Annotated in this window: 14 protein-coding genes; all 14 read right to left on the bottom strand. The window is 37.1% G+C overall.

The genetic code is table 11. The features are described 5' to 3' along the window. Positions 1 to 4: 4 nt before the first annotated feature. Positions 5 to 682 (bottom strand): Ni/Fe-hydrogenase, b-type cytochrome subunit, encoded by a 678-nt coding sequence (cybH, locus tag SFB89_RS06080; protein ID WP_331773796.1) that lies wholly within the window; start codon positions 680 to 682, stop codon positions 5 to 7. Positions 683 to 700: 18 nt separating this feature from the next. Further along, positions 701 to 2422, bottom strand: a complete 1722-nt coding sequence (locus SFB89_RS06075) for a nickel-dependent hydrogenase large subunit (protein WP_331773795.1) — start codon at positions 2420 to 2422, stop codon at positions 701 to 703. 4 nt (positions 2423 to 2426) lie between these two features. Beyond that, on the bottom strand, positions 2427 to 3584 hold the full coding sequence (locus SFB89_RS06070; protein WP_331773794.1) for a hydrogenase small subunit: 1158 nt from the start codon (positions 3582 to 3584) through the stop codon (positions 2427 to 2429). 194 nt (positions 3585 to 3778) lie between these two features. Then, entirely contained in the window at positions 3779 to 5122 is a 1344-nt protein-coding gene (locus SFB89_RS06065) for a nickel-dependent hydrogenase large subunit (protein ID WP_331773793.1), read from the bottom strand. Next, complete coding sequence (locus SFB89_RS06060; protein ID WP_331773792.1) at positions 5112 to 6008, bottom strand: hydrogenase; 897 nt, start codon at positions 6006 to 6008, stop codon at positions 5112 to 5114. Before SFB89_RS06060 ends, SFB89_RS06065 begins: the two co-directional genes overlap by 11 nt. Continuing rightward, positions 6009 to 6599, bottom strand: a complete 591-nt coding sequence (locus tag SFB89_RS06055; protein WP_331773791.1) for a TetR/AcrR family transcriptional regulator — start codon at positions 6597 to 6599, stop codon at positions 6009 to 6011. A 178-nt stretch (positions 6600 to 6777) separates the two neighbouring features. Continuing rightward, positions 6778 to 7893 (bottom strand): CNNM domain-containing protein, encoded by a 1116-nt coding sequence (locus SFB89_RS06050; RefSeq protein WP_331773790.1) that lies wholly within the window; start codon positions 7891 to 7893, stop codon positions 6778 to 6780. Positions 7894 to 7950: 57 nt separating this feature from the next. Then, positions 7951 to 9759 carry a menaquinone biosynthesis decarboxylase gene (locus tag SFB89_RS06045; protein ID WP_331773789.1) on the bottom strand — a complete coding sequence of 603 codons (1809 nt, stop codon included), beginning with the start codon at positions 9757 to 9759 and terminating at the stop codon, positions 7951 to 7953. Position 9760: 1 nt separating this feature from the next. After that, entirely contained in the window at positions 9761 to 10711 is a 951-nt protein-coding gene (gene hemC, locus SFB89_RS06040; protein ID WP_331773788.1) for a hydroxymethylbilane synthase, read from the bottom strand. 1 nt (position 10712) lies between these two features. After that, positions 10713 to 11555: a DsbA family protein gene (locus SFB89_RS06035; protein ID WP_331773787.1), complete on the bottom strand. Its 843-nt coding sequence runs from the start codon at positions 11553 to 11555 to the stop codon at positions 10713 to 10715. Then, positions 11509 to 11922, bottom strand: a complete 414-nt coding sequence (locus SFB89_RS06030) for an FxsA family protein (protein WP_331773786.1) — start codon at positions 11920 to 11922, stop codon at positions 11509 to 11511. Before SFB89_RS06030 ends, SFB89_RS06035 begins: the two co-directional genes overlap by 47 nt. Beyond that, positions 11919 to 13631 (bottom strand): proline--tRNA ligase, encoded by a 1713-nt coding sequence (locus SFB89_RS06025; RefSeq protein WP_331773785.1) that lies wholly within the window; start codon positions 13629 to 13631, stop codon positions 11919 to 11921. Before SFB89_RS06025 ends, SFB89_RS06030 begins: the two co-directional genes overlap by 4 nt. Beyond that, entirely contained in the window at positions 13628 to 14935 is a 1308-nt protein-coding gene (gene hemA / locus SFB89_RS06020) for a glutamyl-tRNA reductase (RefSeq protein WP_331773784.1), read from the bottom strand. The genes SFB89_RS06025 and hemA overlap by 4 nt, the downstream gene beginning before the upstream one ends. Continuing rightward, the gene (locus SFB89_RS06015; protein ID WP_443082185.1) at positions 14935 to 15807 is read right to left on the bottom strand and encodes a polyprenyl synthetase family protein; all 873 of its coding nucleotides are present in this window, start codon (positions 15805 to 15807) and stop codon (positions 14935 to 14937) included. Before SFB89_RS06015 ends, hemA begins: the two co-directional genes overlap by 1 nt. Between the last annotated feature and the right edge of the window lie 11 nt (positions 15808 to 15818).

Below are 15818 nucleotides of genomic sequence, written 5' to 3'. Positions count from 1 at the left end.
ACTCTTACTCTTCAGTTTTAGTGAAACGATATCCACTAATGATTGAATCAATAGAGCCCTCAGTACTCATGATAGAGTTGAAAACAGCCATATAGATATGTACAGGAATAAAAATCAAGATACCCCACATCGCTATATGGTGAATCTCTCTCACCATTGCCAAACCACCCATGAGCGCTTCAATCGGCTCCATATATGGTAATAAAAATCCACCCAAACCTTCTCCATAACATCGTGCATACAAGACAAGTCCTGTCAATGAAATGATAAAGATAAGGAAATACAAAAACACATACGATACAAATTGTAGTGGATTATATACCCCTTTTAGTTTAGGATGTTTTTTACTCATAAAAAGGTAATACTTTATTTGTGCAACCCAAACTTTTGGATTAAACGCATCATACAATGATATCCTTTCTTTTCCGCTGAGCTTCCCAAATATAAACAGGTATGATTTGTAAAGCGTCACAGCGATGAGGATAAATCCTGCTACTTCATGCCACATTCTAAATTTTGCATTTAGAAATACCGTTGGCGTACCTGAAGGTGCTGGCGCAACAAATACATAAGCAATATAAAACCCTGTTACGGTGAGGGCAGTTATCGCAAAAACTCGGATCCAGTGAGTCCATCTAAGACCGGATGAGAATTCTAATTCTTTTGTTCTTTTATTTAACATAATTAACTCCCTTTCGTTCTAGCAAAAGCAACTTGTGTCTATCTTATACTCACTTAGTTCGTTTCCTTTTACATCCATCACGTGTACAGAACATGCCATACATGGATCAAAAGAGTGCATTACTCTTACAATTTCAAGAGGTTGTGAAAGATCAGAGATTTTTAATCCTATCAATGATTCTTCGTATGGTCCTCTGACATTATTGGCATCTTTCGGACTGGCATTCCAAGTGGTTGGAACAACTGCTTGATAATTTTCAATCACGCCGTTTTTGATTCTAACCCAATGGCTAAGCATTCCTCTTGGAACTTCACCAATATATCTACCTTTGTACTCTTTATCTTTATCAATTTCATAAGTCGTAAATGTAGATTCATCAGTTTTGAGATTTTGAACCAAACTGTTAAAGGTTTCAAGTGCATTATCTGCAATAATCTTAGTCTCTAACATTCGTGCAGCGGTTCTACCAAGTGTTGAGAATACTGCCGTGATTGGAATACCGGCATCTTTCAAGAATTGATCGACCACTTTGACGACTTTTTGATTGCCTTTGGCATAGTTGACTACGATATTTGCCAATGGACCTGTTTGCATTGGTTTGCCATCATATCTTGGTGCTTTTACCCAAGAATATTTTCCATCTTCTTGCAAGACTTTTGTCATCACCATTTTACCGTGACCATCGACAGTTTCAGCTTCTTTAAATCCTGTATATTTTGGATTTGTTTTTCCATCATATGGATGCAAAGCTTCATTATCAGCATACCATGCATGGGTTGCTTCTTCTGTAATCTTGCTTTCATCGATTGGTAATACTTTTGAAATATCACCATTGAGGATAATACCATCATCAAACAAATACTTATCTTGAGCAAGTAAGAAAGATTTACCTGTGATGAGATTTGGTGTTCCAAGTCCTGCATTGACACTTGGCTCAGTGGCATATGCAGATGCTGCCATAACGATATCAGCATAATAAGCACGATTAACAAAATCTGCCATTTCTTTGAATTTGGTGAGATATTCACCGAGTCTTGCTGGATCTTTCATATCCATAATACATGTGACACCACCCACAGTTAAACTTTGAGGATGCGGTTGTTTTGCACCAAAAATTGCCATCATTTGAGCGGCAGTTCGTTGCATTTCTAAGGCTTTTAGATAATGCGATAGCGCGATAAGATTTTGTTCTGGAGTGAATTTATATGTTTTATTTCCCCAATAAGCATTGGCAAATGGTCCAAGATGACCTTTTTTGACAAATTCTGCAACTCTTTTTTGTGTCGCTACCAAAGTGTCCTGACCGCAAGCAATCGGGCTATCTGTATATTTAAACGCTTCGACTGCAGCTTTGTGAGGATCAGCACTGAGTGCAGAAACAACATCAACCCAATCAAGACCATGCAAGTGATAAAAATGAACGGGATGATCATGTAAAAAGAGTGCTGCTTTCATCAAGTTTCTCACCAACTTTGCATTGAGTGGTGGTTCAATTTTTAGGGCGTCTTCTACAGCTTCGATACCCGCTTTATAGTGTGAATAGGTACAAACACCACAGATTCTTTGTGTAAAGAATCCAGCATCTCTTGGATCTCTTCCTTTTAAAATGGTTTCAATACCTCGCCACAATGTAGATGAAGAATATGCTTCCGTTACGACATTATTATCATCAACTACCACTTCAACTCTTAAATGTCCCTCTATTCTAGTTATAGGATCAACAACTATTCTTTTTGACATTCTATTACTCCTTCGGTTTTTTTACTATAGTGATCGCTGCATGTGCTGCAATACCAATAGCAGCAGCTGAGAGAACGGTTACACCAATTTTGTCAGCAGTTGCATCTGCGCCAAGTCCACCAAACACACTATGATAGAGCCTGTCAGCAAGCGGTGACTCAAATGGTCCCATTTTATCCCAAAAATCAGGCTCAGAACAGCCGATACATCCATGTCCTGCTTGAACAGGCCATGAGGTATGTTGATTGAACTTCTCTCTAGAACAGTTATTGAAAGTATAAGGCCCCTTACAACCAACTTTGTAGAGACAATACCCTTTTTTTGCACCTTCATCACCAAATTCTTGAACAAATTCACCGGCATCAAAATGGCCACGTCGTTCACATAGATCATGAATTCTTAAACCATAAGCCCATTTTGGTCTATTGTAGGCATCAAGAGATGGTAAGGTACCAAATAAAAGATAATGGAGTACTTGACCAACAATATTTTTCTCACTTGGAGGACATCCTGGTACATTAATAACAGGTTTATCTGTAACTTTATGAAGCGGTTGTGCATTCGTTGGATTTGGATAAGCCGCTTGTACGCCACCAAAACTTGAACACGTTCCAATCGCAAAAATTGCTGCAGCACTCTCTGCTGCTTCTTTTGCATGAGATTCACCTGTTTGACCTTGAGGACCAACTGTCAAGAAATAACTACTTTTGCCTGCTGGAATTCCACCTTCTACCATCAAAACATATTTACCTTTATATTTTTTGATAGCATGTTCTAAGTTTTCTTCTGCTTGCCAGCCACATGCGGCCATCAATGTCTCATGATATTCCAATGAAATATAGTCAAAAATAAGACTATCTATCGTCGGGGCATCACTTCTTAGCAAGCTTTCACTACAGCCTGTACATTCTGCCATATGCAACCAGATGACAGGCAGTCGGTCTGTCAATTCAGCAGCTTTAGCGACAAGAGGAGTAAATGTTGCTGGTAATGATAACATTGCCGTCATGCCAGCAGCCCATTTCATAAAATCTCTTCTAGAGATACCATGCTCTTCCAATAGTGATGAAATGGATTTATTATCACTACCAATCAATTTTGGAAAGTTCGTAAGTTTACCTAATCTCTCATTGAGACTTTGGTACAATTTATCTTGCTCCATAAAATTGCTCCTTTTTAATATTTATTCATTATAAGTAAATGAATAGTTATTTATAAGTTCATTAAATCACAATTATAAATAAAAAGCAAATGAATGGTCATTTATTGAATATAAATTCAATTTAATGTGTAATATCGTAACAAATTAATAGGATAAAATTAGTATTAAATTAAAGTTTTATTAAACTAAAGGCGTTATTGTGTTGTACACACAGAACAAATATCAAAGCTTTTAAAGATGAAATCTGCTGCTTCCACACTATCAAGACCGATGATTGCTTTTTGCGCAATTGACGGATTGGTGGGGCTTCCGTTGCCTAAATTCCATACTGTTGGCGGAATAATGTCATAGCTTTTTATCAAGCCATTTTCGACTTCAACCTTATGAATCAGCGACCCTCTCGCTGCTTCGATGACACCAACACCATGAGATGTGATATTTTTTGGCAGTTTTTTAGGAGTTTGCAACGATTTTTGTCGGATATCTATGTTATCGAGCAACATTTCTGATCTTTGAATTAAGATGGCAATCTCTTTAATCCTCGCCACAATTCTTGTAATCGTAGAATCCGCACATCGTCTATGACAATCACGAATCAAAGCGTCTTTTGAGGCCATTAATCGCGACAACGGCCCTACTTCGTAAAACATCTTTTTATATAAGGCACTTTTAGAATAGGTAAATCCCTTGGTCTTTTCTTGGAAAAAACTATTTTCTAAACTCTCTTCTACAAATTTGACATCTGCCTTGACGACACGTGTTTTGAATACTTTCAATGCCGCATCACAATGCGTATAGCCCCCTAAGGTCAAAAATCTATCATAACTTTTTCCTGTTTGATGGAAGCCTTTTTCCTTCATGATATAAACAGCATGTTCCAAAGTAGAATCCATATTGATGATATCTTGCATGGACTCAATAGCTAAAAACTCTTCAATACTACAACCATACAATCTCTCTTCACAAAAATCTTTGACTTTTATCAAGTGGTTTTTAGCATTAATCACATCACTATTGATAGGATCACACGTGACACCCCCGGGCATGACGTAAGAACCATGAGGCCATTGACCTGAAAAGAGAGAACCCATCTTGAGAATGTTTGTGATGGCTTGTTGTGCTTCAAACCACTCTTTGTCTCTAAATGGTTCACTTAAGACAAATTTTTTCTGATTCATTTTAAAGAGTTCTGGCAAAATTAGAAAATAAAACCATTTGATATGATTTTGAATTTTTTCAGCATTTAATATGAGTTCTCTGAGGTATTGTGCCTTTTGTGTCAATGTGATATCGATACCTAAATTTCTATAGCAATCTTCAATCGCCAAGATGCTGGCGTTGACATGTGAGTGCGAACAGATACCACAAACTCTAGGCGTGACCATCAAGGCATCTAAGAGATGGCGCTCTTGTAAAATTTTTTCAATCGCTCGATAGTTTGCAAATTTGATTTTTGCATAGGAGATTTTATCATGATCCCACTCTAGCTCAAGTGTCGCTTCTCCTTCTACCCGCTCAATAATTTCTTTAGTTGTCATCAATCAATCTCTTTTCTAATCTTTCAATTTTAAAGCTTTTGGCAATACCGGTAATAGTGTAATAAGCACGCTTGCTCACACCTGTTGGCGCAAGTGGTAAGGACATGTATGTTTTGGTTTCATAGATATTATCTGTCGGGAAAGTGGGCTCAGTACATCCAAGACAAGGCGAACCTGCTCGAGTTTTTGAGCTGACCTCATTCCAGAGTATTTTATTACAATTTCCGTGTGTCATAGGCCCTTTGCACCCGTGATGATAAAATAAACATCCCTCTTTTTCTCCAAACTGGTTTGCGTCTACTTTCCATTCGAAGTATTCATTTCTCAAGCATCCGTGGTGCACAAAATAGGAAAAAATCTCCTTGGGTCTTGACATAGAATCAAGAGCTATTTTCTTGCCCGAACGTAGCATAAAAAGGGTATCACTAAGCCATCTTGGATGCATTGGGCATCCTGGAATATTGATTACTTTATCGTTCTTCTTCCAAAAACCACCCTGCTCTTCTCCCGAGAAGATAGCTCCGGTGATTTTTTCTGGATTACGAAGTCTAAAAATACCACCATAACTCGCACAACTACCTGCGCAGATAATATAATCAACCCGATGGGCAATTTTGTTCATGATAGTTTCTAGTGAGAGTCCAAATCTTTCAATAATGCTGATATCTTTAGAAAATGAGCCCTCAACAATCAAATAATCATAATGCTTTTCATCATCTAATACACTCAGTAAATCATGATCTGTCACCAACAAAGGGTGATAAATAATCTCAAAACTTTTAGCGAAGGTTTTCATATTTTCATAATTAAAAAAAGAGTGTGAGTCTCCATTGCACGTGATGCCTTGAATCCAAACAATTGTCTTTCGATTATGAAATGTTGACATCTAGTTTTGTATCCTTAGTGCATTGAAAATATTTTCAGCGATTTCATCGGTATAATTTTCCAATTTATCATCCAAAATACCTTCGCCGTTTAAAAAGACAAATCCACCAAGATAGCCCATAAATAAACCAAAAGCAGAGAAAAAGTTTTGATTTCTGAGCTCTTTATTTCTCACACCTTCTTCAAAGAATATCATCAATTCTGTCACAAAAGAAGCGACACAAATCATCCCCTCGCAACCATTTTTAAAAACTTCTTTATTAGCGAGATAGACTCTGAGAAAGAAATCAATATGTTGGGGTTGATGGATTGCCATATCAAAATATAATTCAACAATTTTCTTGATTTTTTCTTTTGAAGTGATTTTGAGTTCATTGATTTGCCTGATTTCTCCACCCAAGATTTCAGATGAGTACTTGATGACCTCCATGGCTAACTCTTCTTTTGAAGAAAAGTAGTTATAAAGATTGCCCACACTCATACTCATCGCATCTGCAATATCAGGTATCGTTGTAGAATAAAACCCTTTTTTTGAAAATAAAATCAATGACGCTTCTAGAATTTGTTCGATTTTTTTTCTTTTTTTGTCCACTTTCTGCTCCATATATTTTCTAGTTTGTCTTGACCGCCCTTCAATTCTATCACAAATTAAATAAAAAATTATTATTTATCTTATGATTTTACAATATAATTAACCATTCCGTGCTTTATTGTAACCCAAATATGATTATCACTAAATGGAAATATCGTGCGATACTTTTATGGTATGACTATTTTTTTTTACTTGATGTCTCCGGGGAGACATTTTTTTCTTGCAATTCATGTAAAAGTTTTTTTTGTCTTTCCAATTTTTTCTTTAACTTTTTATTTTTTTTTCGTCTCATTCTATCTTTTGCAAGTTTTTGCATATCTTCAGTCGTATCTCTCTCATCCATGATTTCAACACCCAAAAGGGTTTCAATACAATCCTCAAGCGTTACAATACCCTCGGTTTGTCCATAACTATCTGTGACCAAAAACATATGCTCTTTTCGTTTGATAAAGAGATCTAGAGTATAAGAGACCGGGATGTGCTCATTGATAGCAAAAATAGGCTCCATCAAATCACTTAATTTTGTTTTATGATTACTGATGGCTTCTTCAAAGATCTGTTTACTTAGTACTACACCAATAATATTATCGATTGTATCCTCATAAACGGGGATTCTTGAAAATCTTTTGATTTCTGGTCTTTTGAGCGCTTCTTGAATTTGCATGTTTTTATCGAGCGCAAAAATAACACTTCTTGGCGTCAAAATTTGTTCTACTTTGCTTTTGTGAAGGCGCAAAATATTTTCTATGTAGTCAGACTCTTTTTCATCAATCACACCATCATCTTCACTAATTAAAGTACTCTCTAATAATTCTTCTCTTGTGATGGAGTGGCTTGTTTTGGATCTTGATATTTTTTTGGTCAAAGACAAAGAGACAATGATCAGTGGATAGGTGATAAAAATAAAGAAGCTTATCAGTCGCGCAGCGATAGGAGCTAGCTCTTTATAATATATCGCACCGATAGTTTTAGGAATAATCTCTGAGACAAACAAGATAACCAAAGTCAAAATAGCAGAGACGTAAAACATATATTCTGTACCAAAAATCAGAGATGCTTCTGCCCCAACACCGGCGGCACCGAGTGTATTGGCTGCTGTGTTTAATATCAAAATAGAAGCCAAAGAGGTGTTGATCTCTTTTTTTAATTTTTCTAATTTTTTACCAATTGGTAAATTGGTTTTTTTGATGACATTAATATGTGACAAACTGATAGAAAGAAGAATAGTCTCCAACATAGAACATAAGAAGGAAATACCAACAGCTAAGCTGAAATAAATAAGTAGCAGTGTCATATTGCAAACCTTAAATTTGAGATTTGTCGTATACGCCACTGCATGTTCGACGATGAATCAGACATGATAGTTTTTAAATAACTCCTTGTTGTTTTTTATTAATCCTCTTTGAATTAAGGATTCTAATACCTTTTGATCGCAATCTGTATCTTGTGGCCAATCTCTCATGTAGCCATCATTTTCATTTTTACTCGTTGCATCAATACCAATAAACTCTTCATTTAAAAAGAGATCTCTTTTCGCATCGATATTATTGACAACCCTCCAAATTAGCATATAAGGGTTCTCAATGTCATTTTTCTCCATATCGACAAACACTAAAAGTTTCATATGTGCTTGAAACTCTTTTAAATCTTCATAGAGTTCTTTTATCTCTCTTTTTTTGTTAAGGGCCAAAACAGTGATTGGAGTTTTTGTGTGTGTCTTATATTGATGGAGACAAACAACTTCATCAACTTTTTTTGATATTATATCATAAAGTTTCGCATCTTGGAGTATCTCTTTTTTGCAAAAGGAGACATTGTCCGCCGTGCAATCAACGCCAAGCTTTCCACCATAACACGCATTAGGAGAGGCATGATCGAGTGCATCGCACACTCCTTCACTAATGAGGATATTATCCACACTCACACGATCTAGGATGTAATCACTCAAATCATCATAATGATCGAGTGCTGGAGCATCTTCATTAACAAAAAATGCATGCTTGACAAAACTCATCTGTCCCACACCCCAAAACGCATGCATAAACTGCTTGGCATGACCGGGATATAAAGTACGCATCTTAGCAATAATTAGATTGTGAAAGACACCATTTTCAGGCATCCTGTAATCAATCAAATCAGGCGTTGTTGTTTGTAATAGTGGCAAAAATATTCGCTCTGTTGCCCATCCCATGTATTTGTCTTCAAGTGGGGGCTTTCCAACCACTGTCGCTTGATAGATGGGATTGGTTTTTGTGGTGATACCCGTGACATCCATAACCGGATAAGGCTCCATTGGGGTATAATACCCCGTATGATCACCAAAAGGGCCTTCGATTTCACTTTGTTGGGGATCTACCCATCCTTCTATGACAATATCGCTATCTATCGGTACATAGATAGGATTAGTTTTTGATTGTACCAAACGGGCATTTTTTTCTCGAATCAAGCCATAAAGAAGGAGTTCAAACATACCATTTGGCATCGGCGCTTGCCCACACCAGATATAAAGAGGATCTCCTCCAATCGCAATGCTTACGGGCATCTTTTTGCCGGCTTTTTTGTATTCATTGAAAAAATGTGCGCCATCTTTATGAATTTGCCAATGCATGCCCAGTCTCGTCTTATCATAAAGTTGCAACCGATACATCCCCAAATTGTGTTTGTTTCCATCTAGACTTTGTGTGTAAACTTGTCCCATCGTGATAAAAGCACCACCATCTTGTGACCAAGTTTTGAGTATAGGTAAATCAAACAAATCAATCGTCTCCCAAACGTTCTCTTGGCACGCGGCTTTGAGATTCAGTCGCTTAGGAAAAACATTTTTGAGACTAAAAAGTTCATTGAGCATACCAAACTTATCCCAAATATTGGAAGGGGGTTTCATGTGCAGAAATTTTTCAATCTGTTTGGCAATCGTATCGGGTTCTTTATTGAAGATGAGTTTGGTAGCCTCATAAGAGCCAAAAACATTCATCAAGACAGGAATATCAAACTTTTTATTGAGTCTTTTACTCACAGGATGGGTAAAAAGCAAGGCCTTGGAGTCATCGCTTTTGACTTCAATATAAGCAATATGAGCCATTTCAAGGTCAATATCCACTTCTGCATCAATAACTTTCAGTAAATCATGTTCTTTTAGTAGCTCAATTGTTTTTTGCATATCAGTCCTCGAAGATCACATTAAGAGCCATATCTTCGGCTCTTTTTAGAATATCTCTAGCCCCAGCATCAATCATCTTTTGTGCCAATGCCGTACCCACACCTTTATAATTTTCTTTTTGGATTTGAATGCTCTCTTTTAAGATTTCTTTTCCATCGGGCAAACCAATAAGACACGAAACATCAATCACATCTCCGTGTAGGGTTGCATTGATACCAATGGGTACTTGGCAGCCACCCTCTAATTTAGCAACAAATTCTCGCTCAATGGCGGTTTCAATAATGGCGGTTTCATCATTTAAAACGCTGACGATTTTCTCGACGGCTTCTTCATCTACAATTTCGATTCCTAATGCGGCCTGACCAGAGGCTGGTATCATGATACTTTGATCAATCGGTGCAAAATATTTGACTTCTTTTTCTAGTCCCAATCTTTTAATCCCCGCACTGGCAAGAATAATAGCATCAAATTCACCTTCTTTTAATTTTCTGAGTCGTGTGTTGACATTACCTCGAAGATTTTTGATGATGAGATCGGGTCTTATTTTCAAAAGTTGCATTCTGCGTCTTAAACTTGTTGTTCCGACAATAGCACCTTGGGGTAGGTTTTCAAGCGATGTGTATTTTTCTGATAGCATGGCATCACGTACATCTGCTCTCGCGGTGATAACGGCTAATTTTAAACCATCAGGAAAAACAACCGGCACATCTTTGAGACTGTGTACGGCAATATGTGCTTCTTTTCTGAGCATCGCATCTTCTAGTTCTTTAGTAAAAAGTCCCTTGCCTCCTATTTTAGCAAGTGGTGTATCTAATATCTTATCCCCTTTAGTGGTCATGGTTTTCAAACTAACTTTTAAATCATCATGAGCTGCTTCTAAAAGTGCTTTGATATGTTCAGATTGCCACAATGCCAGTTTGCTTCCTCTTGTTGCAATAATCAATTCTTTCATACTATTCTTTCACTAATTTTTTATAAAGAGATCGACTTGGATCTTTTTTGCCATTGACATATAATGTTGGTGTTCCTCGAATCATGAGGTCATTGGCTACTTTGACATCTGCTTTAATACGTGCAGCTATATCGGGAGTGTTTAATTCTTTTTTGGTAAGTTTTATATCAAAAGCTTTGTTAAATTGGTTGATGACTTCATCTTCACTGCCCGTTGTGAAATCAAAGGCCTCAGAGTAGACTTTTTCATCCAAGTTTTTTATCGTTTTGATTTTTTTAGAAGCGAGGATTGCTTTTACCAATGTCGTACTTCCTGGATGCATGGAGAGCGGCATATAATAGTAGTACAACGCGAGTTGATTTGGATGTTTTTCCACAAAGTGAATCAAGTCGGGTACAAAATCCATACAAAAAGGACACAATGGATCACTAAAAAGAATCAATTTATTTTTAGCATTTTGATTGCCAGCCAAGAAGTGCTTCGCATCATATAAATCGGCGCTAGCAGGAAAAGAAAAATCACTTTTAATACTTTTGCCAAGGTTTAGATTGATAAAATCTTTACTAATAAATTGACCATTTGAAAAGATGATATCTTTCACAGAAACTTGTCTTTTTTGGCTGATAATCTCTAAGTCAATTTTCAAAAAATATGCTTTCCAATTTGGTAGTTTTGGGATGGGTTCGCTGTGTATGACCTCTGCTTTTAAAAATTTATAATTTTTCCCTGTATTGATCGCTTTATTGACAAAACCAATCACCTTGCTCTCTACGGATTGTTGTGCTAATAAAACCGTACTACTTAGTAGTATGATCGTCAATAATCTCAACATCAATGACTTCATCGTCCCTCCTATCTTTGAATTTTTCTGTTTTGTTATTTATATGTAAAATTTTTCGTGCAAATATGGTAGCAAAAAAGCTAAATTGAAGTAAAATCCCCAAAATATCACTGAAAAAACCTGGTAATATCAGTAATAATGCTCCTATAACGGAGAAAGCATTGAGTTTTTGGAACTCTTCTATTGAGATGGTACGATTGTTAAGTGCCTGCATGGTTTCAAAAAAAGTGTAGCGAAAATTTGCCAATAGTCCAAAGCCTAAGATAGCAGAGATGACAATTTCTGAAAATGTTGCAAAAGCTCCAATTTGCGAGGCAATATTCACACTAATCGTAACTTCTAAAAAGAGATAAATAAAAAAATAAATCAAGATAATCTCTCTTCAAGAACACTGACAATAGTATCAATGCTAATGCTCTCTTTTTCTAGAGTTTTTCGATTAATCAATTCAACTTCTTTGTGAGCCAACCCTTTGCCAACGATAAGAGCATAAGGGAAGCCTATCAGCTCAAAATCACCCATTTTAAATCCAAATCGCTCTTTTCTATCATCGAGCAGTACATTGTATTTTTTTTCTTTTAATGTTTCATATAGCTGAGTTGCAAAGGCAAATTGTTCCTCGTCTTTAATATTAGAGACGATAATATCAAGTAAATAAGGGGCGGTTTGTTGGTTCCAAATACAGCCTTTCTCGTCATGACTGGCTTCAATCATTACCGCGACCAATCGGCTCACCCCAATACCATAACATCCCATATAAAAAGGCATAGATTTGCCATTTTTATCTAAGAATTTTGCGTCCATCGCAGCAGCATATTTTTGCCCTAATTGAAAGATGTGTCCCACTTCAATCCCTTTGGTGATGTGCAATTTACCACCACAATGAGGACAAATATCACCCGCACTCACTTGTACGAGATCTTTATAACGATTCTCTTTGAAATTAAACATACTGACGCCGACAAAGTGATATTGATCTTCATTGGCACCACATATCAAGTTTTTTTCTTCTCGTAATTCTTTGTCAATATAAAATTCTAAATCTTCATCCAATCCAACCGGTCCACAAAATCCTGGATGGAACCCTGCTTCTATGACCTCTTCTTCACTGGCATCTAACAACTCCAACGCACCGCAAGCATTGAGTGCTTTGGTTTCTTGGAGGGTATCATTACCTCTGATGAAAAAGGAGATGATTTTCTCTTCATCTTTATAAATCGCTTTTTTGATGACGGATTTGATGGTGTAAAATTCATCGACTTTGAAAAATTCTGCGATGTGTTTGATACTGTCTTTGACCGGAGTTGGTGTATAGAATTTTGCAAAATTTGCAACAGGCGCTTCAATATCGGTTGTTTTTTTAGCACGTGTTGCTGCTTCGATATTGGCAGCATATTGACAACCATCGCAGACGACGATGTCATCTTCTCCATTCTCAGCTAAGACCATAAACTCTTTGCTGCCGCTACCACCAATAGCACCGCTATCTGCATCCACAGCTCTAAAATCCAAACCTAATCTTTTGAAGATTTTCGTATAGGTCTCTTCCATGACTTGGAATTCTTCTTTTAGTGAGGCTTCACTATCATGAAAACTGTATCCGTCTTTCATGATAAATTCTCTTCCTCGCAAGAGTCCAAATCTTGGTCTGGCTTCATCTCTAAATTTGGTTGTGATTTGATACAGATGTAGTGGCAGTTGTTTGTAGCTTGTGATGATATTTTTGACAATATCAACGACGACTTCTTCGTGTGTTGGACCGAGTACAAATTCATTGTTTTTTCTGTCTTTGAAACGCAATAACTCTTTGCCGAAAACATCATATCGACCACTTTGTTTCCATAAATCTGCTGAAACGACCACGCCCATCTCAATCTCTTGAGCCCCAGATGCATCCATCTCTTCTTTGACGATACGTCTAATCTTATCTAATACAATTTTTCCTAGAGGCAAAAAACTATACAACCCGCTTCCACTTTGTGTCACAAATCCTGCTCTAAGCAAAAATTGGTGGCTGGGAAGTGTCGCATCTTTGGGTGCGTTTTTGGTTGTGGGTGCATATAATTTTGAAAATCTCATACATTATTCTCCATTTGGTATTCACATTTATACATGTTTAATTTTTCTGATTGGTCTTCGTTGATATCAAAGATATACTGTACCGATTGTACAATCACGTCTGCTTCTGCTGATTCTGCAATGCCCTTTAATTTTTTCGTTGGCACGTGTAAAAAAGAGTTAAACGAGTGGTGCAAAATTTTGGTGACTTCTTCTTTGTAAGCCTCATCAATGAAGCCTTTTTTGATAGCACGGTTTAACTCATAAATAGCACAATCTTGTGCCTTATCGCGGATCTCTTTGATAATAGGATCAATACAGAGGGATTGGAGCCATTTAAAGAAGTCCATCGTCGCTTTTCCTACAATAGAATAGGCAATCTTAGCCTGCTCTTCTCTTTGGGCGAGATTTTTTTCTACCAACTCTTTCAAGTCATCTACCGCATAAATATGGATATTATCATGATCACAATTTTCGATATCTCTCGGGATGGCAATATCAAACCAATAGCGTTCAAACTCTTTTTCTTCTATAATCTCTTCGGTGATAATAGGCTGAGGCGCACCCGTCGCACTAAATACGAGTTTATAGCGGTTAATCAAATCAGCCAATTTAGAGAAAGGCGCAATCGTAGCCATTTCGCCGAGTTCATCCGCTAAGCTTTGTGCATGTTCTGGATTTCTATTGATGATGATGACATTAACCCCATGAGTTATGAGATGTTTTGCAGCCAATCGACTCATCTCTCCTGCACCGATTACCAAGGCGGTAGAACCACCAAGGTTTCGACCTAATAAATCCTTGGCCATAGATACCGCAACGCTAGAGACAGAAATAGCACTTTGAGAAATTGCTGTATTATTTCGCACCTTTGCGGCGCATTTAAAAGCATGATGCATGGCGCGACTGAGTTTTTGGTCGCAAAATCCTTTATCAAAAGAAAATTTATAAGCATCTTTAAGTTGCCCTACAATTTGTGTTTCACCGATTACAAGACTATCCAAAGAGGAAATAACGGAAAAAAGATGGAAAATTGCGCCATTGTCTTCATAAACATCAGCACGTTCTTCCAAATCATCTACATCAACCCCGCTGATGTCGCTTAACACTTCATAGATGTATTTAATCGTTTCATCACAGGTTGTCACGCTGAGTATAATCTCAACACGATTACAGGTAGATAAAACAATAGTTTCGTTGATGGTTGGATATTCTTTTAAGCGGTTTTGAAAATTGGTGCGTTTTTCTTCTTCACTAAGCGCTAGTTTTTCCCTGATAGAAATATCGGTATTTTTATGAGTGAAACTGACGGTGAGATAATGCATCAGAATTCTCTCTCAATCATCTCTTTGATGATCTTAGTGAGGCCATCGTTGTTTTCATCTTTGATGGCACTTAATGCCTCTAGCCCCAGCTCTTTAGCATATTGAATCGAGTCATTCAAACTTGAAGTCTCCTTCATTCTGTTTTTAATCCACATTTTATCATCTTTGTCTAAATCTTTTTTAAACAAAGAGATGAGCTTGTGTTGTTCTTCTGTATTGATACGCTCATAGAGATAAAGATACGGTAAGGTCGTTTTGCCTTCTTTAAAATCACTCAAAGAGGGTTTACCGAGGACTTCGCTACTTTGAGTAATATCAAGTACATCATCGATGACTTGAAATGCCAAGCCCAGATTACGACCGTAGGTTTCATAAAGGCTAGCATCTTTTCCACACAGCATGGCAGCACTGGCCGCTGCGGCTTCGATGAGAATTGCTGTCTTTTTGTAAATCATATCAAAATAGGCAGTTTTGTTGTCGTTAAACTGCTCTGATAAAGCCATATCAAGTAATTCTCCAACAGAAAGTAAAGAGACGGCACTGGAGATTCTATAAGCAATCTCACTTGAAAAGTTTGATAATTCTGCAAATGCTTTCGAATATAATATATCTCCTAACATGATGGAGGTTTTATTGCCATATATGGCATTGATTGAGTCCTTACCGCGACGCGTCAATGCATCATCAATGACATCATCATGTAATAAACTTGCCGCATGTACAAGCTCCACAATGGCTGCTAATTTATAAGATTCTCTTGATTCTCCGGCTATTTTCAGTATCAGTTTTGCTCGTAATCTTTTGCCTTTTGGAAGTTTTTTAAATAAATCCAGACTATGCTGGTCTTCAAGTGAGGCGATAAACTCTTCCATAAAGGCTTCTA

It is taken from the genome of Sulfurospirillum sp. 1612, assembly GCF_036556685.1.
Taxonomy (GTDB): Bacteria; Campylobacterota; Campylobacteria; order Campylobacterales; family Sulfurospirillaceae; genus JAADIZ01.
The sequence above is the reverse complement of the archived record's forward strand: the minus strand, read 5'-3'. Positions and strand labels throughout refer to the sequence as shown.